The organism is Achromobacter veterisilvae, assembly GCF_900496975.1.
In the GTDB taxonomy this organism is placed as follows: domain Bacteria; phylum Pseudomonadota; class Gammaproteobacteria; order Burkholderiales; family Burkholderiaceae_B; genus Achromobacter; species Achromobacter veterisilvae.
The window spans coordinates 60,622-83,715 of sequence record NZ_UFQC01000023.1 but is presented as its reverse complement, the minus strand read 5'-3'; the positions used below and the strand labels follow the sequence as shown (position 1 = coordinate 83,715).

23 protein-coding genes are annotated in these 23,094 nt (G+C 65.8%); 7 read left to right on the top strand and 16 right to left on the bottom strand.

Translation table 11 applies throughout. The annotated features are described in order from the left end of the window. Positions 1-9 precede the first annotated feature (9 nt). The 7 genes from AVE30378_RS33030 to metE form a co-directional block, all read right to left on the bottom strand. Positions 10-132, bottom strand: a complete 123-nt coding sequence (locus AVE30378_RS33030; protein ID WP_020924500.1) for a hypothetical protein — start codon at positions 130-132, stop codon at positions 10-12. Continuing rightward, complete coding sequence (locus AVE30378_RS20555; RefSeq protein ID WP_129242772.1) at positions 119-838, bottom strand: TerC family protein; 720 nt, start codon at positions 836-838, stop codon at positions 119-121. Before AVE30378_RS20555 ends, AVE30378_RS33030 begins: the two co-directional genes overlap by 14 nt. Before the next feature lie 111 nt (positions 839-949). Continuing rightward, the gene (locus tag AVE30378_RS20550) at positions 950-1,648 is read right to left on the bottom strand and encodes a TerC family protein (RefSeq protein WP_129242770.1); all 699 of its coding nucleotides are present in this window, start codon (positions 1,646-1,648) and stop codon (positions 950-952) included. A gap of 248 nt (positions 1,649-1,896) precedes the next feature. Further along, positions 1,897-2,778, bottom strand: coding sequence for a succinate--CoA ligase subunit alpha (gene sucD, locus AVE30378_RS20545; RefSeq protein WP_006388410.1), 882 nt, complete (start codon positions 2,776-2,778; stop codon positions 1,897-1,899). A gap of 19 nt (positions 2,779-2,797) precedes the next feature. Continuing rightward, positions 2,798-3,958, bottom strand: coding sequence for an ADP-forming succinate--CoA ligase subunit beta (gene sucC, locus AVE30378_RS20540; RefSeq protein ID WP_129242768.1), 1,161 nt, complete (start codon positions 3,956-3,958; stop codon positions 2,798-2,800). 10 nt (positions 3,959-3,968) lie between these two features. Beyond that, positions 3,969-4,571, bottom strand: coding sequence for a DUF2889 domain-containing protein (locus AVE30378_RS20535; RefSeq protein WP_129242766.1), 603 nt, complete (start codon positions 4,569-4,571; stop codon positions 3,969-3,971). A gap of 222 nt (positions 4,572-4,793) precedes the next feature. Then, positions 4,794-7,091: a 5-methyltetrahydropteroyltriglutamate--homocysteine S-methyltransferase gene (metE, locus tag AVE30378_RS20530; protein WP_129242764.1), complete on the bottom strand. Its 2,298-nt coding sequence runs from the start codon at positions 7,089-7,091 to the stop codon at positions 4,794-4,796. Positions 7,092-7,231: 140 nt separating this feature from the next. Here metE and AVE30378_RS20525 point away from each other — a divergent pair, with 140 nt between their 5' ends. Continuing rightward, complete coding sequence (locus tag AVE30378_RS20525; RefSeq protein WP_129242762.1) at positions 7,232-8,149, top strand: LysR family transcriptional regulator; 918 nt, start codon at positions 7,232-7,234, stop codon at positions 8,147-8,149. 493 nt (positions 8,150-8,642) lie between these two features. Here the strand turns inward: AVE30378_RS20525 and recX are convergent, their stop codons facing one another. Both recX and recA read right to left on the bottom strand, forming a co-directional pair. Next, positions 8,643-9,332, bottom strand: coding sequence for a recombination regulator RecX (gene recX, locus AVE30378_RS20520; RefSeq protein WP_129242760.1), 690 nt, complete (start codon positions 9,330-9,332; stop codon positions 8,643-8,645). 124 nt (positions 9,333-9,456) lie between these two features. Further along, positions 9,457-10,518 (bottom strand): recombinase RecA, encoded by a 1,062-nt coding sequence (gene recA / locus AVE30378_RS20515; RefSeq protein ID WP_129242758.1) that lies wholly within the window; start codon positions 10,516-10,518, stop codon positions 9,457-9,459. 257 nt (positions 10,519-10,775) lie between these two features. On the opposite strand from recA, the gene AVE30378_RS20510 reads away from it, so the two are divergent. From AVE30378_RS20510 to AVE30378_RS20500, 3 genes are all read left to right on the top strand, one after another. Beyond that, the gene (locus AVE30378_RS20510; protein ID WP_062684519.1) at positions 10,776-11,465 is read left to right on the top strand and encodes a response regulator transcription factor; all 690 of its coding nucleotides are present in this window, start codon (positions 10,776-10,778) and stop codon (positions 11,463-11,465) included. A gap of 115 nt (positions 11,466-11,580) precedes the next feature. Continuing rightward, on the top strand, positions 11,581-12,957 hold the full coding sequence (locus AVE30378_RS20505; RefSeq protein WP_129242811.1) for a sensor histidine kinase: 1,377 nt from the start codon (positions 11,581-11,583) through the stop codon (positions 12,955-12,957). Between the two features lie 197 nt (positions 12,958-13,154). Beyond that, positions 13,155-14,816, top strand: coding sequence for an MFS transporter (locus tag AVE30378_RS20500; RefSeq protein WP_165360255.1), 1,662 nt, complete (start codon positions 13,155-13,157; stop codon positions 14,814-14,816). Positions 14,817-15,186: 370 nt separating this feature from the next. On the opposite strand, the gene AVE30378_RS20495 is transcribed toward AVE30378_RS20500, so the two are convergent. Continuing rightward, the gene (locus tag AVE30378_RS20495) at positions 15,187-15,396 is read right to left on the bottom strand and encodes a hypothetical protein (RefSeq protein WP_129242754.1); all 210 of its coding nucleotides are present in this window, start codon (positions 15,394-15,396) and stop codon (positions 15,187-15,189) included. A gap of 150 nt (positions 15,397-15,546) precedes the next feature. On the opposite strand from AVE30378_RS20495, the gene AVE30378_RS20490 reads away from it, so the two are divergent. After that, the gene (locus tag AVE30378_RS20490; protein ID WP_129242752.1) at positions 15,547-16,446 is read left to right on the top strand and encodes a recombination-associated protein RdgC; all 900 of its coding nucleotides are present in this window, start codon (positions 15,547-15,549) and stop codon (positions 16,444-16,446) included. Between the two features lie 84 nt (positions 16,447-16,530). Here the strand turns inward: AVE30378_RS20490 and AVE30378_RS20485 are convergent, their stop codons facing one another. The 5 genes from AVE30378_RS20485 to AVE30378_RS20465 all read right to left on the bottom strand — a co-directional run bounded on the left by AVE30378_RS20485 (position 16,531) and on the right by AVE30378_RS20465 (position 20,636). After that, the gene (locus tag AVE30378_RS20485) at positions 16,531-17,967 is read right to left on the bottom strand and encodes a diguanylate cyclase (protein WP_129242750.1); all 1,437 of its coding nucleotides are present in this window, start codon (positions 17,965-17,967) and stop codon (positions 16,531-16,533) included. Between the two features lie 147 nt (positions 17,968-18,114). Further along, a complete protein-coding gene (locus AVE30378_RS20480; protein ID WP_129242748.1) occupies positions 18,115-19,407 on the bottom strand; it encodes an aspartate carbamoyltransferase in 1,293 nt (430 codons plus the stop codon). 100 nt (positions 19,408-19,507) lie between these two features. Continuing rightward, entirely contained in the window at positions 19,508-19,918 is a 411-nt protein-coding gene (locus AVE30378_RS20475; RefSeq protein WP_129242746.1) for a hypothetical protein, read from the bottom strand. Between the two features lie 3 nt (positions 19,919-19,921). Next, positions 19,922-20,353 carry a BPTD_2524 family lipoprotein gene (locus AVE30378_RS20470; protein WP_129242744.1) on the bottom strand — a complete coding sequence of 144 codons (432 nt, stop codon included), beginning with the start codon at positions 20,351-20,353 and terminating at the stop codon, positions 19,922-19,924. A 151-nt stretch (positions 20,354-20,504) separates the two neighbouring features. Further along, a complete protein-coding gene (locus AVE30378_RS20465) occupies positions 20,505-20,636 on the bottom strand; it encodes an entericidin A/B family lipoprotein (RefSeq protein WP_129242742.1) in 132 nt (43 codons plus the stop codon). A 177-nt stretch (positions 20,637-20,813) separates the two neighbouring features. Between AVE30378_RS20465 and AVE30378_RS20460 the strand changes: the two genes are divergently transcribed. Both AVE30378_RS20460 and AVE30378_RS20455 read left to right on the top strand, forming a co-directional pair. Beyond that, on the top strand, positions 20,814-21,170 hold the full coding sequence (locus AVE30378_RS20460; RefSeq protein ID WP_129242740.1) for a hypothetical protein: 357 nt from the start codon (positions 20,814-20,816) through the stop codon (positions 21,168-21,170). A gap of 40 nt (positions 21,171-21,210) precedes the next feature. Continuing rightward, on the top strand, positions 21,211-21,615 hold the full coding sequence (locus AVE30378_RS20455) for a hypothetical protein (RefSeq protein WP_129242738.1): 405 nt from the start codon (positions 21,211-21,213) through the stop codon (positions 21,613-21,615). Here the strand turns inward: AVE30378_RS20455 and AVE30378_RS20450 are convergent. Continuing rightward, positions 21,597-22,871: a TIGR03862 family flavoprotein gene (locus tag AVE30378_RS20450; RefSeq protein WP_129242737.1), complete on the bottom strand. Its 1,275-nt coding sequence runs from the start codon at positions 22,869-22,871 to the stop codon at positions 21,597-21,599. The two genes, AVE30378_RS20455 and AVE30378_RS20450, sit on opposite strands and share 19 nt — an antisense overlap. Positions 22,872-23,094: the final 223 nt, after the last annotated feature.

Below are 23,094 nucleotides of genomic sequence, written 5' to 3'. Positions count from 1 at the left end.
GAGGCGTCATCAAACGAAGTTGGAGACGATGACCGTCGCGACGACACCGAGGATGGCCAGCACGAACAGGCCCTGGAGCAGGCTCAGGCCCGATTCGGATTGCTGGGGATCGGCGGATCTACGCAGACTCATGTGCTGATTCCTTGGAGGTGGTTTTGCGGCTTGCCAGCCACCGTCCAACGACAACAACGAGCAAGGCGCCAATGATTTCTGCGCCGATTTTAACCGCAGTCGGCTGAACGCCGAATTGACGTTCGACAATAACGTCGGTGACCAGCATGCCGCCGGCGATCCAGCCGAGCAGCGCCGCGCCGAAGGTGACGACCAGCGGATAGCGGTCGATCAGCTTGAGGACCAGGGTGCTGCCCCAGATGATGATCGGCACGCTGACGATCAGGCCGAAGGCGACCAGGCCGATCTGGTGGTCGGCGTGGGCGTTCTGGGCCGCGCCGGCAATGGCGATCACGTTGTCCAGGCTCATCACGAAGTCGGCGATGATGATGGTCTTGATGGCGGCGACGATGGACGTGCCGCCCTTCACGTTGCCATGCGCATCGTCTTCGGGAATCAGGAGCTTGATGCCGATCCAGAGCAGCAGCGCGCCGCCCACGACCTTCAGGAACGGGATCGACAGGAGCGTCAGGGCGAAGGCGATCAGCACGACGCGCAGGATGATGGCGCCCGCGGTGCCCCACAGGATGCCCTGCATGCGCTGCTTGGGCGCCAAGTTGCGACAAGCCAGGGCAATCACGACCGCGTTGTCGCCGCCGAGCAGGATATCGATGAGGATGATCTGGAATACCGCTGCCCAACTCAGCGTCTGGAAAAACTCAAGCACTATGAACCCCCGGAGAACATTATGAAAAGAATGGCCGGTCCCGAGCCGGCCAGCCCGCCGCGCAGGGCGCGGCGGGGTCATTCAATACAACGTATTAGTATAATTCAGCTTTCAGTCAGCTTTCTGGCGCATCAGCAAAACTTTGCCGATGGCCAGGACCAGCACCGCGCCCAGCGCGCCCGTCATCAGCGCGAAACTGTGCTGCGTCACGCCCAGGGCCGCGTCGATGCGCGCCACCGGTTCCTGCAAGGCCGGGTCGCCCACCAGCAGTTCGCCGGCGATGAAACCCAGCAGCGCCGCGCCCACCCAGACGATGACCGGGAAGCGCTCGATGACCTTCAACAGCAGCGTGCTGCCGAAAATGACCAGCGGAATACTGATGGCCAGGCCCAATACCAGCAAGGTCGTGTCGCCCATCGCGGCGGCGGCGACAGCCACCACGTTGTCCAGGCTCATGACCAGGTCGGCGATCATGATCGTGCGGATTGCCGTCAACAGATTGCCCTGCGTCTTGCCCGCGCCGCCTTCCTCGCCTTCCGGCAACAGCAGCGTCACGCCGATGTAGACCAGGAGCAGCGCGCCGATGAGCTTGAGCCACGGCAGCAACAGCAGCTTGGCGGCGACGAGCGTCAGCACGATACGCATGATGATCGCGGCGGCGGAGCCGATCACGATCGCTTTCTTCTGTTGGGCCGGGGGCAGCGAACGCGCTGCCAGCGCAATGACCACGGCGTTGTCGCCCGATAGCAGGATGTTGACCCAAATGATCTGGAGCAACGCTATCCAGAATGCCGCTGAACTAAGTTCCATGCCTCTCTTTCCTAGGTGTGATCCCCCTAGGACGAACCAAATGAATGGGTGAATAAGATGAAAACGTACTGACCGTCTTGGTGCGAGCCCGACGGCATTCTTGCTGGGTACGCGATGGATTTGCTGTCATTATAGTTTCGTTCAGCTTTCCGTATGGTTTCCAGGCCGCGACATGGACACGGGATTACCCTAGGATTGCCGAAAAAAAAGCCCGCCGAAGCGGGCTTTTTCTTGCGCGAAACCGAGAATTACAGCACCGACTTGAGCAGCTTGCCCATTTCGGAGGGGTTGCGCGTGGTGCGGATGCCGCAGGCTTCCATGACTTCCAGCTTGGCGTCGGCCGTGTCGGCGCCGCCCGAGATCAGCGCGCCGGCGTGGCCCATGCGCTTTCCGGGAGGGGCGGTGACGCCGGCGATGAAGCCGACGACCGGCTTCTTCATGTTGTCCTTCGCCCATTGCGCGGCGTTGACTTCGTCCGGGCCGCCGATTTCGCCGATCATGATGACGGCGTCGGTGTCGGGATCGTCATTGAACATCTTCAGCACGTCGACGTGCTTCAGGCCGTTGATGGGGTCGCCACCGATGCCGACGGCGCTGGATTGACCCAGGCCCAGCTCGGTGACCTGCGCCACGGCTTCGTACGTCAGGGTGCCGGAGCGGCTGACGATGCCGATGCGGCCCTTGCGGTGGATGTGGCCGGGCATGATGCCGATCTTGATTTCGTCGGGGGTGATCAGGCCGGGGCAGTTCGGGCCCAGCAGCAGGGTCTTGCTGCCCTTGGCCTTCATGCGGTTCTTGACTTCCAGCATGTCGCGGACCGGGATGCCTTCGGTGATGCAGATCACCAGATCCAGTTCGGCCTCGACGGCTTCCCAGATGGCGGCGGCGGCGCCCGCGGGCGGCACGTAGATGACCGACACGGTCGCGCCGGTGTCGGCCTTGGCGTCTTTCACCGAAGCGAAAATCGGCACGCCTTCGAAGTCTTCACCCGCCTTCTTGGGGTTCACGCCGGCCACGAAGGCAGCTTTACCATTGGCGTACTCACGGCACATGCGGGTGTGGAACTGGCCCGTCTTGCCCGTGATGCCCTGGGTGATGACTTTGGTGTCCTTGTTGATCAGAATCGACATTTGTGAATCCTTGGAATTTTTACTTGACGGCTGCTACGACGCGGGTGGCGGCTTCGGCCATCGTGTCGGCGCTGATGATCGGCAGACCCGAGTCGGCCAGCATCTTCTTGCCGAGTTCTTCGTTGGTGCCCTTCATGCGGACGACCAGCGGCACGTTCAGATTGACGGCCTTGCAAGCAGCGATCACGCCTTCGGCGATGACGTCGCAGCGCATGATGCCGCCGAAGATGTTGACCAGGATGGCCTTCACGCTCTTGTTGCCGAGCATGATCTTGAAGGCTTCCGTGACCTTCTCGGCCGTGGCGCCGCCGCCGACGTCCAGGAAGTTGGCCGGCTCGCCGCCGAACAGCTTGATGGTGTCCATGGTGGCCATGGCCAGGCCGGCGCCGTTCACCAGGCAGCCGATGTTGCCGTCGAGCTGGATGTAGGCCAGGTCGAACTTGCTGGCTTCGATTTCAGCCGGATCTTCTTCGTCCAGGTCGCGGTAGGCGACGATTTCCGGATGGCGGAACAGGGCGTTGGAGTCGAAGTTGAACTTGGCGTCCAGGGCGATGATGTTGCCCTTGCTGTCGCGGTTCAGCGGGTTGATTTCGACCAGCGAGGCGTCGGTGTCCATGTAGCACTTGTAGAGCTTCTGGAACACGTCCACGGCCTGGGCGGTGGAATCGGCGGGCAGGCCGATCGCGTTGGCGATCTTGGTGGCCTGCTCGGCCGACAGGCCGGTCAGCGGATCGATGTATTCGGTGATGATCTTTTCGGGCGTGGAGTGGGCCACTTCCTCGATGTCCATGCCGCCTTCGCTGGAGGCGATGAAGGCGACCTTCTGGGTGGCGCGGTCGGTGACCAGCGACACGTAGTATTCCTTCTGGATGTCGGCGCCGTCTTCGATGTACAGGCGGCGGACCTTCTGGCCTTCCGGACCGGTCTGGTGCGTGACCAGTTGCATGCCCAGGATCTCGGAGGCCAGCTTGCGCACGTCGTCGATCGAGCGGGCCAGCTTCACGCCGCCGCCCTTGCCGCGGCCGCCCGCGTGGATCTGCGCCTTAACGACCCAGACCGGTCCACCCAGCTTTTCAGCGGCAGCCACGGCCTCGTCGACGGAAAGAGCGGGAATCCCGCGCGGCACGGGGACGCCAAATTGCTTCAGCAGTTCCTTGCCTTGATACTCGTGGATTTTCATGTGTTACCTGTCAGGACGTATGAGTAAGAGAAGGTGAATCGGTAGACGAATCGGCCGATGCCTCAGCGCTATCCCCCGTGTACCACTTGGGATAGTGCTCAGCCACCACCGGGCCGCCGGTGCTGAGCGCATGGCAGCCGTCCAGTTGGAATGGACGCCGGTTCGGGTTGTTTTCCTGCCGCCGGCGATTGGCCATGGTCTGGACCGCCGCGGTGGGAAGCACCTGCGACAGCTCGGTCATGTGCGTACAGCCCTCCACGTGCCCGAACCGCTCCTTGACCTGCTGGCGGAACCCCTTGAGCAGGTTCATGCCGATGAGATCAGTGTAAGCCGGCTCGATGGCCATGCAATGCGCCCCATAGGGGGCGGCGTCATAGACGGCCTGCGCGGCCACGATCGAGAAATTCTCGTCGATGGTGATGCGCAGGTGCATATGGTGGATGGGTTGGCCGGCCTTGAACATCTCGCCGTCGCGCTTGGGAAAATCGTACGCCTTGACGTCGATCAACTCGGCTTCCAGGTCCCATAGGCCATCATCACGCGCATACGATTGCACGCGTATGGAACGCGTATGCAGTGGCTGGCGAGGATAGTCCGGCGGTGGCAAGGGCATGCTGGGGGGCCTGCGAGGCGAAGAGGGCCTGCGCATGGTGCGCGGCAACAAAACCTTGAAAGTATAGCGCAGGCGGCTCTTCATCGACCGCCAGGGCTTGCCGCCTCCGGAGGGCCGGTTTCCGCCCCGCGGCTCTCTCAAGGCAAAAAAAAGCTTGCGCCACGATGGCGCAAGCCGGTCTTGCATGGCCGCCGCCCGGCGCCGCGGCGCCGGGCGTATCGGCTAGGCCGCCTGGCGCAGGGCGCGGGCCGCCTGCACCATGCCGATCAGCGCGGCTTCGGTTTCGGGCCAGGCGCGCGTTTTCAGGCCGCAGTCAGGATTCACCCACAGGCGTTCCTTGGGCAGGCGCGCGGCCGCCTTTTCCATCAGGCCGACCATCCAGTCCACCTCGGGCACGTTGGGCGAGTGGATGTCGTACACGCCGGGACCGATGTCGTTCGGGTAGCGGAAGTCCTCGAACGCCTTCAGCAACTCCATATTGGAGCGCGAGGTTTCGATGGTGATCACGTCCGCGTCCATGGCGGCGATCGACTCGATGATGTCGTTGAACTCCGAATAGCACATATGGGTGTGGATCTGCGTTTCGTCGCGCACGCCGGCGGTCGACAGGCGGAAGCAATCCACGGCCCAGTCCAGGTAGGCCTGCCAGTCGGCCCGGCGCAGCGGCAGGCCTTCGCGGATGGCGGGTTCGTCGATCTGGATGACGCTGATGCCGGCGGCTTCCAGGTCCACGACTTCATCGCGCAGCGCCAGCGCCAGTTGGCGGCAGGTCTGCTCGCGCGGCTGGTCGTCGCGCACGAAGGACCACTGCAGGATGGTGACCGGGCCGGTCAGCATGCCCTTGACCGGCTTGTCGGTCAGCGACTGCGCGTAGGACGACCAGCCCACCGTCATCGGCGCGGGGCGGGCCACGTCGCCGAAGATGATCGGCGGCTTGACGCAGCGCGAGCCGTAGCTTTGCACCCAGCCGTTCTTGGTGAAGGCGAAACCGGCCAGCAGTTCGCCGAAGTATTCCACCATGTCGTTGCGTTCGGGTTCGCCGTGCACCAGGACGTCCAGGCCCACCTTTTCCTGGAAGCGGATGACTTCCTCGATTTCCTTGCGGATGGCGGTCTCGTAGGCCGAATCGGTCAGCGCGCCGGCCTTCCAGTCCCGGCGCAGGGCGCGGATTTCCGCGGTCTGCGGGAAAGAGCCGATCGTGGTGGTCGGATAGGCGGGCAGGCCCAGTTGCTCTTGCTGGCGGGCGATGCGGCCGGCGAACGGTGCGCGGTCGCGCGACACGCCGGCGGCGGCGGCCATCCGCTGGCCGACCACCGGATTGTGGATGCGGGCGGAGGCACGCCGGGCGGCCAGCGCGGCGCGCTGTTTCGCCAGGCCGTCCTGCACGGAAGCGTCCGTCGCGCTGTCCAGCGCGCGGCCCAGCAGGCTCAGTTCATCCAGCTTCTGCGCGGCGAAGGACAGCCAGCTCTTGAGTTCGGCGTCCAGTTCGGTTTCATGGGCCAGGTCCACCGGCACGTGCAACAGCGAGCACGACGGCGCCAGCCACAGGCGGTCGCCCAGTTGCTGCTTGATCGGGGCCAGCGTGGCGATGGCGGCATCCAGGTCGGTGCGCCAGATGTTGCGGCCGTTGATGATGCCGGCCGACAGCACCTGGTCGCCGCGCAGGCCGGCCACCACTTCCGCCAGTTGCTCCGGCGCGCGGACCAGGTCCACGTGCAGGCCGGCGACGGGCAGGCCCAGCGCCGTGGGCAGGTTGTCCTTCAGTCCGTCGAAGTAAGTGGCCGCCAGCAGCTTGACCGGGCTGGCCGACAGCGTGGCGTAGACCTCGCGGAAGGCGTCGCGCCAGGCTTGGGGCAGGTCCAGCGCCAGGATGGGTTCGTCGATCTGCACCCATTGCACGCCCTGCTTGGCGAAGCGCGCCAGCACGTCCTGGTAGACGGGCAGCAGCGCGGCAAGCAGCTTCAGCTTGCCGGCGTCGGCGGCGCCTTCGGCGAACGCGTCGCCCTTGCCCAGGTACAGCCAGGTCAGCGGGCCCGGGATCACGGGCTTGACCGCGTAGCCCAGCGCCTGCGCTTCCTGGATCTGTTCGAACAGCGATTCGCGGGCGATGCGGAAGGTCTGGCCGGGGACCAGTTCCGGCACGATGTAGTGGTAGTTGGTATCGAACCACTTGGTCATTTCGCAGGCGGCGGCGGGCTTGCCGGACGGCGCGCGGCCCCGGCCCATGCGGAACAGGGTGTCCAGCGACACCGGCTCGCCGTCCTTCTGGCCGAAGCGCGCGGGCACGGCGCCCAGCAGCGTGGTCCATTCCAGGATCTGGTCGTACCAGGCGAAGTCGCCGGCGGGCACGAACTTCAGGCCGGCGTCGGCCTGCAGCTTCCAATGCCGGGCGCGCAGTTCGCGGCCGGTCTGTTCGAGCGCTTCAGCGGTCTGCTTGCCCGCCCAGTAGGCCTCGACGGCGCGCTTCAGTTCGCGCTGGGCGCCGATGCGGGGGAACCCCAAATTATGAATCGTAGTCATGTGAATACCGTCGTAAGACAAAATTTGTTCAAGTGACGGCTATTCTGAGGCCAAACCAACATGAATCAAAATCAATGTCTACATCCATAACATGAGAGAATCTCATAAAATATAAGCTCATTTCCCAACCCTGCAATCCCATGCTCGAAATCCGCCACCTAGAAACGCTGACGGCCATCCGCGAAGGCGGCAGCCTGCAAGAGGCCGCCGAACGCCTGCACCTGACCCAATCGGCCCTGTCGCACCAGTTGCGCGACCTGGAAACCCGGTTGGGCACGCCCCTGCTGAACCGCCGCACCCGGCCGGCCCGCCTGACCACCGCCGGCCTGCGCGTGCTGGCGCTGGCGGACGAAGTGCTGCCCCGCATCCGCGCGACCGAACGCGAACTGCAGCGGCTGGCCGCGGGCCGCACGGGGCGGCTGCACCTGGCGATCGATTGCCATTCCTGCTTCCAGTGGCTGATGCCGGCCCTGGACGCCTTCCGCGCACAGTGGCCGGACGTGGCGCTGGACCTGTCGGCGGCGTTTTCGTTCGCCCCCCTGCCCGCGCTGGTGCGCGGCGACCTCGACCTGGTCATCACCTCGGACCCGCAGCCGCTGGACGCCGTGGAATACCTGCCGTTGTTCAGGTACGAACTGGTGCTGGCGGTATCGGACTCCAATCCGCTGTCCGGCAGCAAATTCGTCACGCCCGAGCAACTGGCCGACCAGACGCTCATCACCTACCCGGTGGACAAACAGCGCCTGGATATCTTCACGGCCTTCCTGGACCCCGCCGACGTGGAGCCGGCCGCCGTCCGCAAGGCGGAGCTGACGCCGATCATCGCGCAACTGGTGGCCAGCAACCGGGGCGTGGCGGCGCTGCCCAACTGGGCGCTGACGGAATACATGAACCAGGGATGGCTGCGCCTGTGCCGGCTGGGGCCGCAAGGCGTGTGGCGCACGCTGTACGCCACGGTGCGCAGCGAGGACACGGACGCGTCGTACATCGACGAATTCCTGACCATCACCCGCGACGTCTGCTTCAAGACCTTGTCGGGCATCAAGTCCGCGAAATAGAAAGGTCTAATCGAGGGATGATGGCGCCTCGGGGTGAAGGTGTCTGGTGGCGAAGGTGTCTGACACCCGTGAAGCGTACGGACAAATTGAAGCGCATCTCGCCTGGGTGTCAGACACCCGGGGGAGACCGCAGGCGAGGTGTCTGACACCCGTGAAGCGCACGGGCAAATTGAAGCGCATCTTGCCTGGGTGTCAGACACCCGGGGGAGACCGCAGGCGAGGTGTCTGACACCCGTGAAGCGTACGGGCAGATTGAAGCGCATCTCGCCTGGGTGTCAGACACCGGGGGGAGACCGCAGACGAGGTGTCTGACACCCATGAAGCGCACGGGCAAATTGAAGTGCATCTCGCCTGGGTGTCAGACACCCGGGGGGAGACCGCAGACGAGGTGTCTGACACCCATGAAGCGTACGGGCAAATTGAAGCGCATCTCGCCTGGGTGTCAGACACCCGGGGGAGACCGCCGGCGACTCGCCCCCCGGCGCCGAAACGCTCAGTCGTCGTCGCCTTCGCCCAGGATGCGGCGGATAACGTCGTGCGCAAAACCGCGGCTGGCCAGGAAGCGGGCCTGCTTGGCGTAGGCCGCGCGGTCGTCGGGCCTGGCGTCGAAACGTTTCTTCCAGACCTCCAGCGCGCGGTCGTATTCGGTGGCGCGCAGTTGCTCACGCAATTCGGCGACCTGGCCGTCGTCCACGCCGTGCTGGCGCAGTTCCTGGACGATGCGCGCCGTGCCCTGGCGCGATGCGCGCCGATGGACCAGGCCCTGGGCAAAGCGTTCATTGGACAGCCAGCCCTCTTTTTCCAGGGCGTCGAGCACGGCCTCGACTTCGGACGGGTCTTCCGCATGGGCGGCGAGCTTGCGGGCCAGTTCGCCGCGGGCGTGTTCGCGCCGCGACAGATAGCCCACGGCCCGCATCTTCAGCGACGGGCCTTTGCGGGCGGACTTGCCGTCGTCGCCGGCCTCATCGCCTTCGGCGGCGGCGGCGCGGCGGCCGCGCCCCGCGCCGCGCTCTTCGGAGCTGCGCTGCCATTGATCCCGCGGGCCGGCGGGCGCCGCCGCCTCCTGCTCGCGGCGCGCATCCGAACTGCGGCGCAAGCCCTGGGGCTTGGCGACGGTTTCGAACTCGTCATCCAGCTTGGCGCGAAGGCGGTCGGCTGACGCGGGGGGCGGTTTCCAGCTCATGCGTTTCCTGCTTGCTATGCACAACGGCAGGCCCATCGAGGCGCCTGCCGCAAGCGGTCGGGCCAAGCCCGCGCGATGTGCGGGCCGTCGGCGGAAACCCGCGGGCGGCCCGAGACCGTCTCGATTACTCGGCGGTGTCTTCCGCCGTGGGCACGAACTCGGCCGCGCGGCTGACGATGCCCTGGTTCTCGCGCACGCGGTTCTCGATCTCGATGGCCATGCTCTTGTGCTCTTTCAGGTATTCGCGGACGTTGTCCTTGCCCTGGCCGATGCGGTTGCCGTTGTAGCTGTACCACGCGCCGGACTTGTCCACCACATTGGCGGCCACGCCCAGGTCGATGATTTCGCCTTCGCGCGAGATGCCGGCGCCGTACATGATGTCGAACTCGGCCTGCTTGAACGGGGGCGCCACCTTGTTCTTCACGACCTTGACGCGGGTTTCGTTGCCGACCACCTCGTCGCCCTTCTTGATCGAGCCGATGCGGCGGATGTCCAGGCGCACGGACGCGTAGAACTTGAGCGCGTTGCCGCCGGTGGTGGTTTCGGGGTTGCCGAACATGACGCCGATCTTCATGCGGATCTGGTTGATGAAGATGACCATGCAATTGGTGCGCTTGATGGTGGCGGTCAGCTTGCGCAGCGCCTGGCTCATCAGGCGAGCTTGCAGGCCGGGCAGCGAATCGCCCATTTCGCCTTCGATTTCGGCCTTGGGCACCAGGGCCGCCACCGAGTCGATGACGATCAGGTCGACCGAGCCCGAGCGCACCAGCGCGTCGGTGATTTCCAGCGCCTGTTCGCCCGTGTCCGGCTGCGAGATCAGCAGGTCGGTCAGGTTGACGCCCAGCTTGGAGGCGTACTGCACGTCCAGCGCGTGTTCGGCGTCGACGAAGGCGCAGGTGCCGCCGATCTTCTGCATTTCAGCGATGACCTGCAGGGTCAGCGTGGTCTTGCCCGACGATTCCGGACCGTAGATCTCGACCACGCGGCCCCGCGGCAGGCCGCCGACGCCCAGCGCGATGTCCAGCCCGAGCGACCCCGTGGAAACCACCTGGATGTCATGCGAGACCTCGTTGTCGCCATAGCGCATGATCGAGCCCTTGCCGAACTGCTTTTCGATCTGCGAGAGCGCGGCGGCAAGCGCCTTGGCCTTTTCCGATGCGGCGGCCTTGGTGGTTTTGTCGTCCATGTAGAGTCCTGTCTGTAACGTATCTGGTGTCGAAGGGGATTGCGGTCTGGCTGGCCGGGTTTGGCTGACCGGGGCTGGCGAATGCTTTGAGCTACGGATCAGATTATGGCACCGGATTATACTGTATAAAAAACCAGTGTGCCAGTATTTTGCACGTATACCCTGAGTGGCAAGTGCAAGGCCGTATGCCAGAATGCCAGACGAATCCGGCGCTTCATCCCCTTTTTGCGCCGCGGCGTTTCTTCTTACTGTAGCCCATGCGTATCCTGATCGCCGAAGACGACAGCATCCTGGCCGACGGCCTGTCCCGCTCGTTGCGGCACAATGGCTACGCCGTGGATGCCGTGCGCGACGGGCTGGCGGCCGATTCGGCGCTGGCGGCCCAGGCCTTCGACCTGCTCATCCTCGACCTCGGCCTGCCGCAACTGGCCGGCCTGGAAGTCCTGCGGCGCCTGCGCGCCCGCAACTCCGCCCTGCCCGTGCTCATCCTGACGGCCGCCGACAGCATCGAACAGCGCGTCAAGGGCCTGGACCTGGGCGCGGACGACTATATGGCCAAGCCCTTCGCCCTGTCGGAACTCGAAGCCCGCGTGCGCGCGCTGACCCGGCGCGGCGCCGGCGGCGGCGCCACCCTGCTCAAGCACGGCCGCCTGCTGTTCGACCAGACGGGCCGGGTGGCCATGGTGGACGACCAGACGCTGGACCTGTCGGCCCGCGAGGTCAGCCTGCTCGAGATCCTCCTGACCCGCAGCGGCCGCATGGTCAGCAAGACCCAGCTCGTCGACCACCTCTGCGAGTGGGGCGAGGAAGTCAGCACCAACGCCATCGAGGTCTATGTGCACCGCCTGCGCAAGAAGCTCGAGCCCAGCGGCGTGAAGATCGTGACCGTGCGCGGCCTGGGCTACTGTCTTGAGCGTGACCAGGGTGCGGCGTACCTCGCAAGCTGACCCCGCGCATCCAGAGGCGCTCAATCAGGAAGCACTGGATGTCATGCAGGCCGGGTCCAGGGGCCCGAGCTTCGCGCCGCCCCAGCGCTCCCTGCTGGGCGAGATCCTCGACTGGATGCTGGCGCCCCTGTTCCTGCTGTGGCCGATGAGCGTCGCCATCACCTACGTGGTCGCGCAGAACATCGCCAACGTGCCCTACGACCGCGCGCTGGCCAACAATCTCCACGTGCTGACCCGGCAGGTCCATGCGCAGGACGGGCGCGCCATGCTGAAGATGTCCGACGCCGCCCGCGAAGTGCTGCACGCCGACGAAACCGACAGCGTGTTCTGGCTGGCGCTGGGCAGCCGCGGCGAGTACCTGGGCGGCGACCGGGCGCTGCCCCTGCCCTCCACCGTGGGCCAGCCCCGGCCCGGCGAAGTGCAATACGAGGACGCCACCCTGCGCGGCTTCGGGATCCGGCTGGCGTTCACCTGGGTCGACCTGCACCTGCCGAACACGCAACCCGCGCTGCTGATCGCCGCCGAGACGGTCGAGAAGCGCACCCAGTTGGCCAACGACATCATCAAGGGCGTGATCATTCCGCAGTTCGTGGTGCTGCCCATCGCCGTGCTGCTGGTGTGGTTCGGGCTGTCGCGCGGCGTCGCGCCCCTGAACGCGCTGCAGCAGCGCCTGCGCGCGCGCCGGCCCGACGATCTTTCCCCCATCGACGAGCGCGCCGCGCCGTCCGAGATCGCGCCGCTGGTGGCCGCCATGAACGACCTGCTGGACCGGCTGTCCTCCAACGTGCAGGCGCAGCGCCGCTTCGTCGCGGACGCCGCGCACCAGTTGAAGACGCCGCTGGCCGGCCTGCGCACCCAGGCCGAACTGGCGCTGCGGGACGCCAGCCCCGAGGAAATGCAGTCCAGCCTGCGCCAGCTTGTGACCGGCTCGGAACGCGCCACGCGCCTGGTGAACCAGTTGCTCCTGCTGGCCCGCGCCGAGAACCCCAGCGCCATCGGACTGACCCGCACGGACATCAACGCCATCGCCTACGAGCAGGCCATGCACTGGGTGCCGCAGGCCCTGTCGCTCAATACCGACCTGGGCTTCGAAGGCGCGGACGCGCCCGTGGAAATCAGCGGCAACCCCTTGCTGCTGGCCGAACTCCTGAACAACCTGGTGGACAACGCGCTGCGCTACACGCCGCGCGGCGGCCACATCACCGTGCGCGTGCGGATCCTGCACGGACACGCCGTGCTCGAGGTGGAAGATTCCGGCCCCGGCATCCCCCCCGAGGAGCGCGAACGCGTGTTCGACCGCTTCTACCGCGTGCTGGGCACGATGTCCGACGGCAGCGGCCTGGGCCTGGCCATCGTGCGGGAGATCGCGCAGAAGCACCAGGCCAGCGTCGAAATCCACGACCATCCCACCGCGCATTCGTCCCTGCCGGGCATGCGGGTCCGTGTGGTTTTTCCCCTCTACGCGGAACCGCCGGAGCCATCGGAGAGCTAGGGCTATCCCTAGCGCCCCCCGGGAAAGAAACGTTTTGTTTCAATTTTAAGATTCAAGTAAGTATCCCGTCAGAACCTCGTCAGCCTCGCCCCCCAATGTTGCGTATAGCTCTCGATGTCGGTGTCGCCGGCGGAGGGCGGTGCACGGCGGACCACCGCCGGCAACAAAAACGAGGAGACATCATGAGCACAACAACCATGGCAGGCCGCGGCCCCTCCGCGGGTCCGCGCCCGATGACCAAGGATGAACGCCGCGTCATCTTTGCGTCGTCGCTGGGCACGGTTTTCGAGTGGTACGACTTTTATCTCTACGGCTCGCTCGCGGCCATCATCGCGCAGCACTTTTTCTCGGGCGTGAACCCGACCGCCGGCTTCATCTTCGCGCTGCTGGCCTTCGCGGCGGGCTTCGCCGTGCGGCCCTTCGGCGCGCTGGTGTTCGGCCGCCTGGGCGACCTCGTGGGACGCAAGTACACCTTCCTGGTCACGATCGTGATCATGGGCCTGTCGACCTTCCTCGTCGGGGTGCTGCCCAGCTACGCCAGCATCGGCCTGGCGGCGCCGGCCATCCTGATCGTCCTGCGCCTGCTGCAAGGCCTGGCGCTGGGCGGCGAATACGGAGGCGCCGCGACCTACGTCGCCGAGCACGCGCCCCACGGCCGCCGCGGTTTCTACACGTCCTGGATCCAGACCACCGCGACGCTGGGCCTGTTCCTGTCGCTGCTGGTCATCCTCGGCATCCGCACGTTCATGGGCGAAGACGACTTCAAGGCCTGGGGCTGGCGCATCCCGTTCCTGATCTCGGTCGTCCTGCTGGGCATCTCGGTGTGGATCCGCCTGCAACTGAGCGAATCGCCGACCTTCAAGCGCATGAAGGAAGAAGGCAAGGGCTCCAAGGCGCCGATCGCCGAATCCTTCGGCCAGTGGAAAAACCTGAAGGTCGTGATCCTGGCCCTGCTGGGCCTGACCGCCGGCCAGGCCGTGGTCTGGTACACCGGCCAGTTCTACGCCCTGTTCTTCCTGACGCAGACGCTGAAGGTCGACGCGAACACCGCCAACATCATGATCGCGCTCGCGCTGCTGATCGGCACGCCGTTCTTCGTGATCTTCGGCGCGCTGTCGGACAAGATCGGCCGCAAGCCCATCATCATGGCGGGCTGCCTGATCGCCGCCGTCACCTACTTCCCGCTCTTCCAGGGCCTCACGCACTTCGCCAACCCCGCGCTGGAAAAGGCGCAGGCCACGGCGCCGGTCACGGTGATCGCGGATCCGGCCACGTGCTCGTTCCAGTTCAACCCCGTGGGCACCTCGTCGTTCACCAGCTCTTGCGACGTGGTCAAGTCGTTCATGGCCCGCAACTCGGTGAACTACAAGAACGAAGCCGCTCCGGCGGGTTCGGTCGCCAAGGTCAAGATCGGCAATGACGAGTTCGCCTCGTTCGACGGCAAGACCATGCCGGCGGCCGACTTCAAGGCCAAGGCCGCGGAACTGGACAAGGCGCTCACCAGCGCGATCCGCAGCCACGGCTACCCCGCCAAGGCCGATCCGGCGCAGACCAACAACGTCATGGTCGTCGTGCTGCTGACCGTCCTGGTGATCTACGTGACCATGGTGTACGGCCCGATCGCCGCCATGCTGGTGGAAATGTTCCCGACGCGCATCCGCTACACGTCGATGAGCCTGCCCTACCACATCGGCAACGGCTGGTTCGGCGGCTTCCTGCCCCCGGTCGCCTTCGCCGTGGTCGCCGCAACCGGCAATATCTACGACGGCCTGTGGTACCCGATCATCATCGCGGTGATGACCCTGGTCATCGGCACGCTGTTCGTGCGCGAAAGCAAGGACAACGACATCAACGCCTAAACGTCCATCCCCCGCCGGACGGGACTGCTGCGCCCGCCCGGCCTTTAAAAGCTCCTTATGGAGCTTTTTTTTTTGCGCCGAGATTCAGGACCATGTCAGACCATCGACATTAGACTGGGCGCTCAGATTACGGCCTTGCGCCAGATCGACCGACGATTGATCCCCCTGTCGGACGATTGCAGGGCCAGTGTTCTGACACCGATACCGCGTTCCCCGCGAGCCTTTTATGACGCGGTATTGTGTGCTCCCGTACCGGCCCGGCCTTCATTGAGCCGGGCCGCTTTTTTTTGCGCGGACGAACGCAAAAATGGCGGCCGCGAAGCGTCCGCCATCCACTGGCCGGCATAGCGGCCGCCAGCGCCCGCGGGAATCAGCGGCGCATGCCCACGCCGATCGCCACCACGCCCGCCACGATGGCCGCGATGCCCGCCCAGGCCGGGATCGGCACCGACTTCTCGGTCTCGGCGGTGGCCTTCACCGAGCCGATCTGCAGCACGGTCTCCTCGGATTTGTAGTTGAAGCCCTTGTAGGCCAGGGCGGCGATGCCCAGGACGATCAGGACGATGCCTATGATCTTCATTTGTTATCTCCAGTTCGACATTGCTGCGGCGGACATTAGCGCATAGGCGGCCGGATGTCAGTGACAGAAGGTGTCGCATCGCGCTCCCGTATTGCAGCACTTCGGCAATATCTCCGCGTCGTATAGAATCACCCCTTTTGGCCGACGCTCATGTGGTTCAAGAATCTCAAGATTTACCGCCTCTCCTCGCCGTGGACGCTGATCGGCGACCAGCTTGAAGAAACGCTGGCGCGGCATGCCTACCAGTCCGGCAACAACCTGGAAATGCAAAGCCTGGGCTGGGTTCCGCCGCGCGAAAACGGCGGCCTGGCCCATGTGATCAATGGCCAGATCCTGCTCAGCCTGCGGGCCGAGAAGAAGCTCCTGCCCGGCACCGTCGTGAACCAGGTCGCCAAGGCGCGCGCCCAGGAAATCGAAGAGCAGCAGGGCTACAAGCCCGGCCGCAAGCAGATGAAGGAAATCAAGGAACGCGTCACGGACGAGCTCCTGCCGCGCGCCTTCAGCGTGTACCGCGACACCCGCGTGTGGATCGACACGCAGAACCATTGGCTCGTCGTCGATGCCGCCGCCTCGGCCAAGGCCGACGAAGTCATCGGCCTGCTGGCCAAGTGCATCGACCCCTTCCCGCTCGAGAACCTGTACGTGGCGCAGTCGCCCGCGTCGGCGATGACCGGCTGGCTGGCCGAAGACGAGGCCCCAGTCAACTTCTCCATCGACCAGGACACCGAACTGCGCTCCTCGGGCGAAAGCGGCGCGGCCATCCGCTACGTCAAGCACTCCATCGACGCCGACGACGTGCGCCGCCACATCCAGTCCGGCAAGCAATGCACCCGCCTGGCCATGACCTGGGCCGACCGCATCTCGTTCGTGCTGACCGAGGGCCTGGACATCAAGCGCGTCGCTCCCCTGGACGTGCTGAAGGAAGGCAACGAAGGCGTGGCCGCCAACGACGACGAGAAGTTCGATTCCGACATGATGCTGATGACGGGCGAGCTGGCCAAGATGATGGCCGAGCTGGTCGACGCGCTGGGCGGCGAAAAGAAGGTGTAAGCCGCCGGCGGCAAGGCAGCCGCCTTGCGCCCGCCGATGAAAAACGCGCCACGAGTGGCGCGTTTTTCATTGCCCGGGCGTTTGCTAGGCGGCTTCGCTGCGGTCCCGGCCCGCCTGCTTGGCGCGGTACAGCGCCTTGTCGGCGCGGTCGATCAGGTAAGCGTAGTCCGGGTGCCCGTCGAACGTCGCGACGCCGATGCTGGCCGTGATGTGCAACGGGCCGGCTTCGGTCAAGGTGAACACCTGGCGGCGGATCTCGGCGCCCAGTTTCTGCGCCGCGGCCAGCGCCGCTTCCCGCCCCGCGTCCACCAGCAGCACCAGGAATTCCTCGCCGCCATAGCGGAACACGAAGTCGCTCGAACGGCACGACTGGTGTAGCACCTGGGCGAACTGGCGCAGCACCTGGTCGCCGCCGGAGTGGCCGTGCCGGTCGTTGATCGCCTTGAAATGGTCGATGTCCAGCAACAGCACGGAAAACTCGGTGCGCTGCCGGCGCGCGATCGAAATCTCGCGGCCGACCACCGACGGCAGGAACCGCCGGTTCAGCACGTTGGTCAGCGGATCGCTGCCGCTCTCGATCTCGGCCACCATGTCGAACAGGCCGTTGAGCAGATGCTTGATGCGCGCCACCAGCTCCTGCAATTCACGCACGTGGTCCGGGATGGAGGAAACCTGGCCTTGCGTTTCGCCCCGCAACAGCCGCGGCAGCACCTCCTCGTCCAGCCGCGCGACGGCTTCGGTGATCTGTTGCAGGGCAGGCGCGCTTTCGAACATCGCCGCGCCCTTGTGCTGCAGCCACAGCCCGAATTCCGACGCCGCCAGGCGCGGCAGCGCCTGCCCGGGCGCGCGGTAGTGCAGGCCGATCAGCACGGCCTGGCTCCATTCCAGCAACGCCGCGCGCTGCCGCTCGCGTTCGGTGGAAATGTTCTGCCCCAGGGCGAAAAGCCGGTAGGCCTCGTCGTTGCGGGCGCCGCGGCTGATGTCGCGCATGAACGCGCGGCTCATCTGCTCGACGGCCAGGTCGAACAGATTGCACACGTACTGCGTAGCGACGGACGCGGCGGCGCCGTCCAGGTCGCTGGCGCGCAGGCGCAGGGCGATCTCGTTCTTCAGGATGCGCGCCCCGGCCATCACCAAGTGCATGGGGATATGGACGCGGGCGTGCACCTCGCCCACTTTCTTCTGCGTGGCCATCAAGGTGGCAACGTCGCCCTGCTCGCGCACGCACAGCAGCCCCTTCAGCCAGCGGGTCATGCCGCTGTGCAGGCGGGTGGCCACGATTTCGTGCGACAGGCGCGGGCCCGCCTCGGCGTCGGCCAGCAGGACGGAATAGAACGTATCCACCAACTGCGACACGCTGTCCGCCACCACCGCCGCGACCTGCCCGCGGGTATAGGCGTCGACCGAACGGTAGACGGCCTCCCAGGCCTGTTCATTGGATGCGCTCAGGTAGCACGCCCGGCCGGACGCGTCATCGGACCGGCCAGCAGAAGACGGAATGCCAGGACTGCTTGAAGACATAGATAATCCGCCCGAAGGCTCCAAGGCGTGCCCCGGGAGCGACACGCGACACGCGACAGAAAAAAGCCAGCGCGGATTATGCTTCAAATCCCCCTGCCCGGGCCGGCTGGGCGCCGCCGCAGCAGGGGTATTCGGACCAAGTCGCGATCAATCCAGGCCGTGGAAGGTCGAATCGTCCGGGCCGACGTGGGACGGATGCTGCCACGTCACGTCGCGCATCGAGTGCTGGACCAGGCCTTCCACGCCCAGCAGCACCGCGAAGATCGCCATGCGGATGGGAATGCCGTTGTCGGTCTGGCGGAAGATTGCCAGGCGCGGATCGTGGTTGAGGTCCACGCTCAGGTCGTTGGCGCCGGGACGGCTGTCGCGCGGCAGCGGGTGCATCACGATGGTCTCGGGGCTGCAATAGGCATCGATGATGGCGCGGTTGATCTGGAAGTCGGGCGTATAGCCTTCGTTCTCTTCATTGGCGAAGCGCTCTTTCTGCACGCGGGTCGCGTAGATGACGTCCGCGCCGGCCAGCCCTTCGGCCAGCGAGCTCTTCTGTTCGATCACGTTGCCGTTGCGGCTGGCCTGGTCGACGATGTAGGACGGCATTTCCAGGCCCCGGGGCGACACCAGCGAGAATTTCACGTTCTTGTACAGCGCCATCAGCTTGATGAGCGAATGCACCGTGCGTCCGTATTTCAGGTCGCCGACCATGGCGATGTGCGCGCCGTCCAGCAGCTTGCCCAGGCGCGAGAACTCGGTCAGGATCGTGTACAGGTCCAGCAAGGCCTGGCTCGGGTGCTCGCCCGGGCCATCGCCGCCGTTGACCACGGGGATGTTGGTGGCGCGGGCGAATTCGGCGACCGAGCCCTGGTCCGGATGGCGGATGACCATGGCATCGACGTAGCCGCTCATGACGCGGCTGGTGTCGTAGATGGATTCGCCCTTGGCCATGGACGAGAACGTGAAGCCCGTGGTGTCGCAGACCGAGCCGCCCAGGCGGCAGAATGCCGAACCGAAGCTCACGCGGGTCCGCGTGCTGGCCTCGAAGAACAGATTGCCCAGCACGGCGCCTTCCAGCACGCGCGACACTTTCTGGCGGCGCGCGATCGGCTGCATCATGTCGGCCACGCGGAACAGGTCCTCGACCGACTCGCGGGTGAACTGGTCCACCGACAGGAGCTGGTGCTTGCCTTCCACGGCGATGCGTTCGCGCAAGGGGCCGTCTTGTACGCTCTGCGTATATTTTTCCAGCAGCACCCCGTTCTGCACGATTTCGTTGACGAAACGCTGCACCACCTCCGGCATCGCCCGGAACTCCTGCGAGCCTTCCGGCAGCAGCCAGGTATCCAGCGCCCGGCGCTTGACGCCGATGCGGGTGGCGAAGACGTCGCGCGTGAGGTTCAGGCGCCGCATGGCGTCGCGCAGAAAGGCTTGCTGGGAGATGGTCATGACGGGCCCCAAAGAGGAGGATTTATATACGCAGTGCGCATATTATTCTCAACACAAACGCAAGTCCAACATTTTTGCGCACATGGGTTTACCCGCAGAATCAGCGACTTGTGTAGGCCGTCATCTGGGGCGGATCCGTGACCGCCTGCCCGGCCGCCAGCCAGCAGGCCGCGCAGAACGCCAGCGCGCCAAGCACATAACACAACGCGGCCAGCACCTGCGCCGGCCAATGGGCGCGCGTCAGGTGCCCGGTGTAGCCTTGGCGCAACAGGCTCACCTGGGCCAGATAGGCGAACAGCGCGCCCAGGCAGCTTGCCAGCAGGCCGGCCAGCAGCAATTCCAACGGCCACTGCAGATCGGGCGCGGCGACGTCGCCGCCCACGATGCCCAGCGAAAACCCGGTCAAGGCCAGCGCGGCAACGCCGTTGAGCCAGCCCAGGAAGCGGAACGCCCCGGCGAACAGCGAGAACGACAGGGCGCCGGCGCGGATCTGCTGGGAGCGGGCGTCCATGGATCAGCCTTCGGCGCCCTTGCGGCACACGGGCGTGGCGCTCTGGATGGACGCCTTGGCGGCGGCGATCTCCGCCGCATCCCATTGCCCTTCGCCCAGCACCGTGATGGTCACCTTGGACGTGGAAGGCGTGTCGGTTTCGGCGGCGATCAGTTCCAGCACCTTGGCCGGCTCCGTCACTTTATAGAGTTGCACTTCGTCGGGCGCGCCCTTTTCACCCTTCACGTGGCGCCACGCGTAGGCCACGTTGTAGGCATGCTGCACCTGGACGTGGCAGACGCGCACGTATTCGCCGGCGCGGCGGAAAGCGGCCTCGTAGTTGGTATTGACGCTGAAGGTCTCCTTCAAGACGGCATCGGACTCGTAGACCCCCCTGCTCGCGCAGCCGGCCAACACAGCCGCGACCGCCATTCCCACCCACACAGACTTGCGCATGACACTTCCCGCTTCGAGATTCGGATTTTCGAGATTATGCCCCAGCCGTACCTTCCGTTCCCGAACGGCGCGGCAATGAAAAAAGCCGCGCGCGAAATGCCTGGGCATTCCACGCGCGGCCTCGAGCCGGGGTCGCGGCTGACGGCGCTGCCTACTTGGTGGCCGCGCCTTCTATCTTTTCCCCGCCCCGCTGGATGTCCTTGCCGGCGCCCGCAACGGTATTGCAGCCGGCCGAAAGCGCGGCGATCGAAAGCAGCATGACGAGAAAAATCTTGTTTTTCATGAACATCTCCTGTCTGGCCGAGGAAAGCGGAACCCAGCATACCGCAAAGTCCCCGATTTGGGCATCCTCGGCCAGCGCGTTTCATGGCGCCGGCCGCCCCGCTCGGCCGCGGCGCAGCGGCGCCCGGACCGGCCCGCGCCTGTCGCGAAATTGCCGGCAATGGATTAGGATGCGCAAATGATCAAGAAACACGTACCGCAGAGCAATGGTTCCACCCCTCAAGGCTGGGGCTGGGAACAGCCTCAATGTCGCGGACAGGCGGCTTTGGCGCTGTTCATCGACGATCTGCATCGAATTTTGCAGGCTCACGCCGCCGGCAAGCTGGCGGACAGCAGCACGCTGGCCGACGCCCAACGCGACGTGAACGAACTGGTGGCCCGCTACAACGAAATCGGCGCCGCGCCGGATATTTTCCTTGGACAGTCTGTCGAACTCAAAGAAGGCGTGGACCGTAACGGCGTATCCCATACGGTGCCGATTTTTTCGCCACGTCTGAAGCAGTCATTGGTGTCGATGCTGGGCCAAGCCGGCTGAAGCACCCAGGGACCAGAACAGCCATGGCAGGAGACCCACAATGAATACCGACAATGTCGTAGAGTTTCTCCGTCTGCTGTCGCTGGATGTCACGCTGGGGGCCGCCGCCCAGCAAGCCGCCAGCCAGGCCGACGCGCCCCAGGCCCTGGCCCGCCTGGCCACCGCGCACGGCCTGCCGTGCAGCGCGGCCGATTGGTCCTCTTTCGCCCGTAGCTGTCTGGACACCACGCATTCGGCCGACCAGGAATCCGGCATGGCGGAAGCCGCCATCTGGCAATTGGTGCAGGATCCCGCGCAGGGCACCGGCATCCCGGCCAGCGCCATTACCCGTGTCATCGGCATCATCACGCAACCCGAAGGCGGCCCGCCGGTGGTGGGTCACGTCGTCGGCGACTTGGCGCCGCGCGCGCCCGCGGGCATGGCGCCCTACCCGTCGAGTTCCTGACCTGGCCGCCCGGCCGCCAGGAAATCCGTGACACCGGAGGCGGCGGCGACGCCGCTCGCCATGCAGGCCGTCAATAGATAGCCGCCCGTCGGCGCCTCCCAGTCCAGCATCTCGCCGGCGCAGAAGACGCCGGGCGCCGAGCGCAGCATCAAGCCAGGCGTCAACGCATCGAAGGACACCCCGCCCGCCGTGCTGATCGCCTCGTCGACGGGGCGCGGCCGCGTCAATGTCAGGGGCAGCGCCTTGATGCGCAGGCCGAGGCGCGCCGGATCGCGGAAATCTTCCGCCGTCGCGCATTCGCGCAGCAGGCCCGCCTTGACTCCCTTGAGCCCCAGGCGGCTCTGCAGATGGCTGGACATGGAGCGCGCGCCACGCGGATGCGTCACCGCCGCCAGCACCTTTTCCCGGGGCCAGTCCGGCAACAGATCGAGCATGGCGGTCGCCTCGCCGGCGGCCTCGATCCGGTCCCGCAAGGGCGCCGACAGCGCATAGACCAGGCTGCCTTCTATGCCGGTTTCCGAAATGACGAATTCCCCCTGCCGGGCCAGCCTTTCGCCCGCGGCGGTTTCGCAGGCCATGGCCACGGACTTCACGGGCAGCCCCGCGTTGCGCTCGCGGAAGTGATCCGACCACGCCACGTCGAAACCGCAATTGGCCGGACGCAGCGGCGCGACTTCGATGCCGTGCGCCCGCAGGCCCGCCATCCAGGCGCCGTCCGATCCCAGCCTGGCCCAGCTTCCCCCGCCCAGCGCCAGGACCACGGCGTCGGCCGCATACGTCTGCCCGCCCTCGGGCGTATCGAAGCGCAGCGCCGCGGCGCGGGGCCGGGAACCGGCCGGCCATCCCAGCCAGCGATGCCGCATGTGCAGCCGCACGCCGCGGGCGCGCAGCCGGGCGAGCCAGGCCCGCAATAGCGGAGCCGCCTTCATTTCCTCGGGAAACACGCGCCCGGACGACCCCACGAAAGTCTGGATGCCGAGCCCATGGGCCCATTCCCGCAAGCCGGCGGCGTCCAGCGCCTCCAGCCACGTCGCCACCTGCGGCGCGCGGGCGCCGTACCGGGCCAGGAACGGCCCGGCCGGCTCGCTGTGGGTCAGGTTCAAGCCGCCCCGCCCGGCCATCAGGAACTTGCGGCCGACGGAAGGCATCGCGTCGAACACGTCCACCTGCACGGCATGCCCGCTCAGGCTTTCGGCGGCCATCAGGCCCGCCGGACCGCCGCCGATGATGGCGACGCGCTGGGCGGCCGGACTCATGGCGCCGGCGCCTTCAGGCCGACGGGAGGGACAGGTGAGGCACGGTGCATGGGAAAGAAATCGAGAGGGAACGCGGGCGCGGCACGGGCAAGGATTGTCGCACAGCCGGCCGGCCGCCCCGACGCAATAAACGCCCCGAAGGGCGTTTATTGAGCGCAAGCGCCAAGTGCTTGTTATGGCGGGGAAAAGCGGACATGCGCAAGGGCTATCCCAAGGCTTGTCC

Bases quoted from the DNA above. Each gene is read 5' to 3' on its own strand.
- AVE30378_RS33030 (WP_020924500.1), bottom strand. From the start codon at position 132: ATGAGTCTGCGTAGATCCGCCGATCCCCAGCAATCCGAATCGGGCCTG.
- AVE30378_RS20550 (WP_129242770.1), bottom strand. From the start codon at position 1,648: ATGGAACTTAGTTCAGCGGCATTCTGGATAGCGTTGCTCCAGATCATT.
- sucD (WP_006388410.1), bottom strand. From the start codon at position 2,778: ATGTCGATTCTGATCAACAAGGACACCAAAGTCATCACCCAGGGCATC.
- sucC (WP_129242768.1), bottom strand. From the start codon at position 3,958: ATGAAAATCCACGAGTATCAAGGCAAGGAACTGCTGAAGCAATTTGGC.
- AVE30378_RS20535 (WP_129242766.1), bottom strand. From the start codon at position 4,571: ATGCCCTTGCCACCGCCGGACTATCCTCGCCAGCCACTGCATACGCGT.
- metE (WP_129242764.1), bottom strand. From the start codon at position 7,091: ATGACTACGATTCATAATTTGGGGTTCCCCCGCATCGGCGCCCAGCGC.
- AVE30378_RS20525 (WP_129242762.1), top strand. From the start codon at position 7,232: ATGCTCGAAATCCGCCACCTAGAAACGCTGACGGCCATCCGCGAAGGC.
- recX (WP_129242760.1), bottom strand. From the start codon at position 9,332: ATGAGCTGGAAACCGCCCCCCGCGTCAGCCGACCGCCTTCGCGCCAAG.
- recA (WP_129242758.1), bottom strand. From the start codon at position 10,518: ATGGACGACAAAACCACCAAGGCCGCCGCATCGGAAAAGGCCAAGGCG.
- AVE30378_RS20510 (WP_062684519.1), top strand. From the start codon at position 10,776: ATGCGTATCCTGATCGCCGAAGACGACAGCATCCTGGCCGACGGCCTG.
- AVE30378_RS20505 (WP_129242811.1), top strand. From the start codon at position 11,581: ATGCTGGCGCCCCTGTTCCTGCTGTGGCCGATGAGCGTCGCCATCACC.
- AVE30378_RS20500 (WP_165360255.1), top strand. From the start codon at position 13,155: ATGGCAGGCCGCGGCCCCTCCGCGGGTCCGCGCCCGATGACCAAGGAT.
- AVE30378_RS20495 (WP_129242754.1), bottom strand. From the start codon at position 15,396: ATGAAGATCATAGGCATCGTCCTGATCGTCCTGGGCATCGCCGCCCTG.
- AVE30378_RS20490 (WP_129242752.1), top strand. From the start codon at position 15,547: ATGTGGTTCAAGAATCTCAAGATTTACCGCCTCTCCTCGCCGTGGACG.
- AVE30378_RS20485 (WP_129242750.1), bottom strand. From the start codon at position 17,967: ATGTCTTCAAGCAGTCCTGGCATTCCGTCTTCTGCTGGCCGGTCCGAT.
- AVE30378_RS20480 (WP_129242748.1), bottom strand. From the start codon at position 19,407: ATGACCATCTCCCAGCAAGCCTTTCTGCGCGACGCCATGCGGCGCCTG.
- AVE30378_RS20475 (WP_129242746.1), bottom strand. From the start codon at position 19,918: ATGGACGCCCGCTCCCAGCAGATCCGCGCCGGCGCCCTGTCGTTCTCG.
- AVE30378_RS20470 (WP_129242744.1), bottom strand. From the start codon at position 20,353: ATGCGCAAGTCTGTGTGGGTGGGAATGGCGGTCGCGGCTGTGTTGGCC.
- AVE30378_RS20465 (WP_129242742.1), bottom strand. From the start codon at position 20,636: ATGAAAAACAAGATTTTTCTCGTCATGCTGCTTTCGATCGCCGCGCTT.
- AVE30378_RS20460 (WP_129242740.1), top strand. From the start codon at position 20,814: ATGATCAAGAAACACGTACCGCAGAGCAATGGTTCCACCCCTCAAGGC.
- AVE30378_RS20455 (WP_129242738.1), top strand. From the start codon at position 21,211: ATGAATACCGACAATGTCGTAGAGTTTCTCCGTCTGCTGTCGCTGGAT.
- AVE30378_RS20450 (WP_129242737.1), bottom strand. From the start codon at position 22,871: ATGAGTCCGGCCGCCCAGCGCGTCGCCATCATCGGCGGCGGTCCGGCG.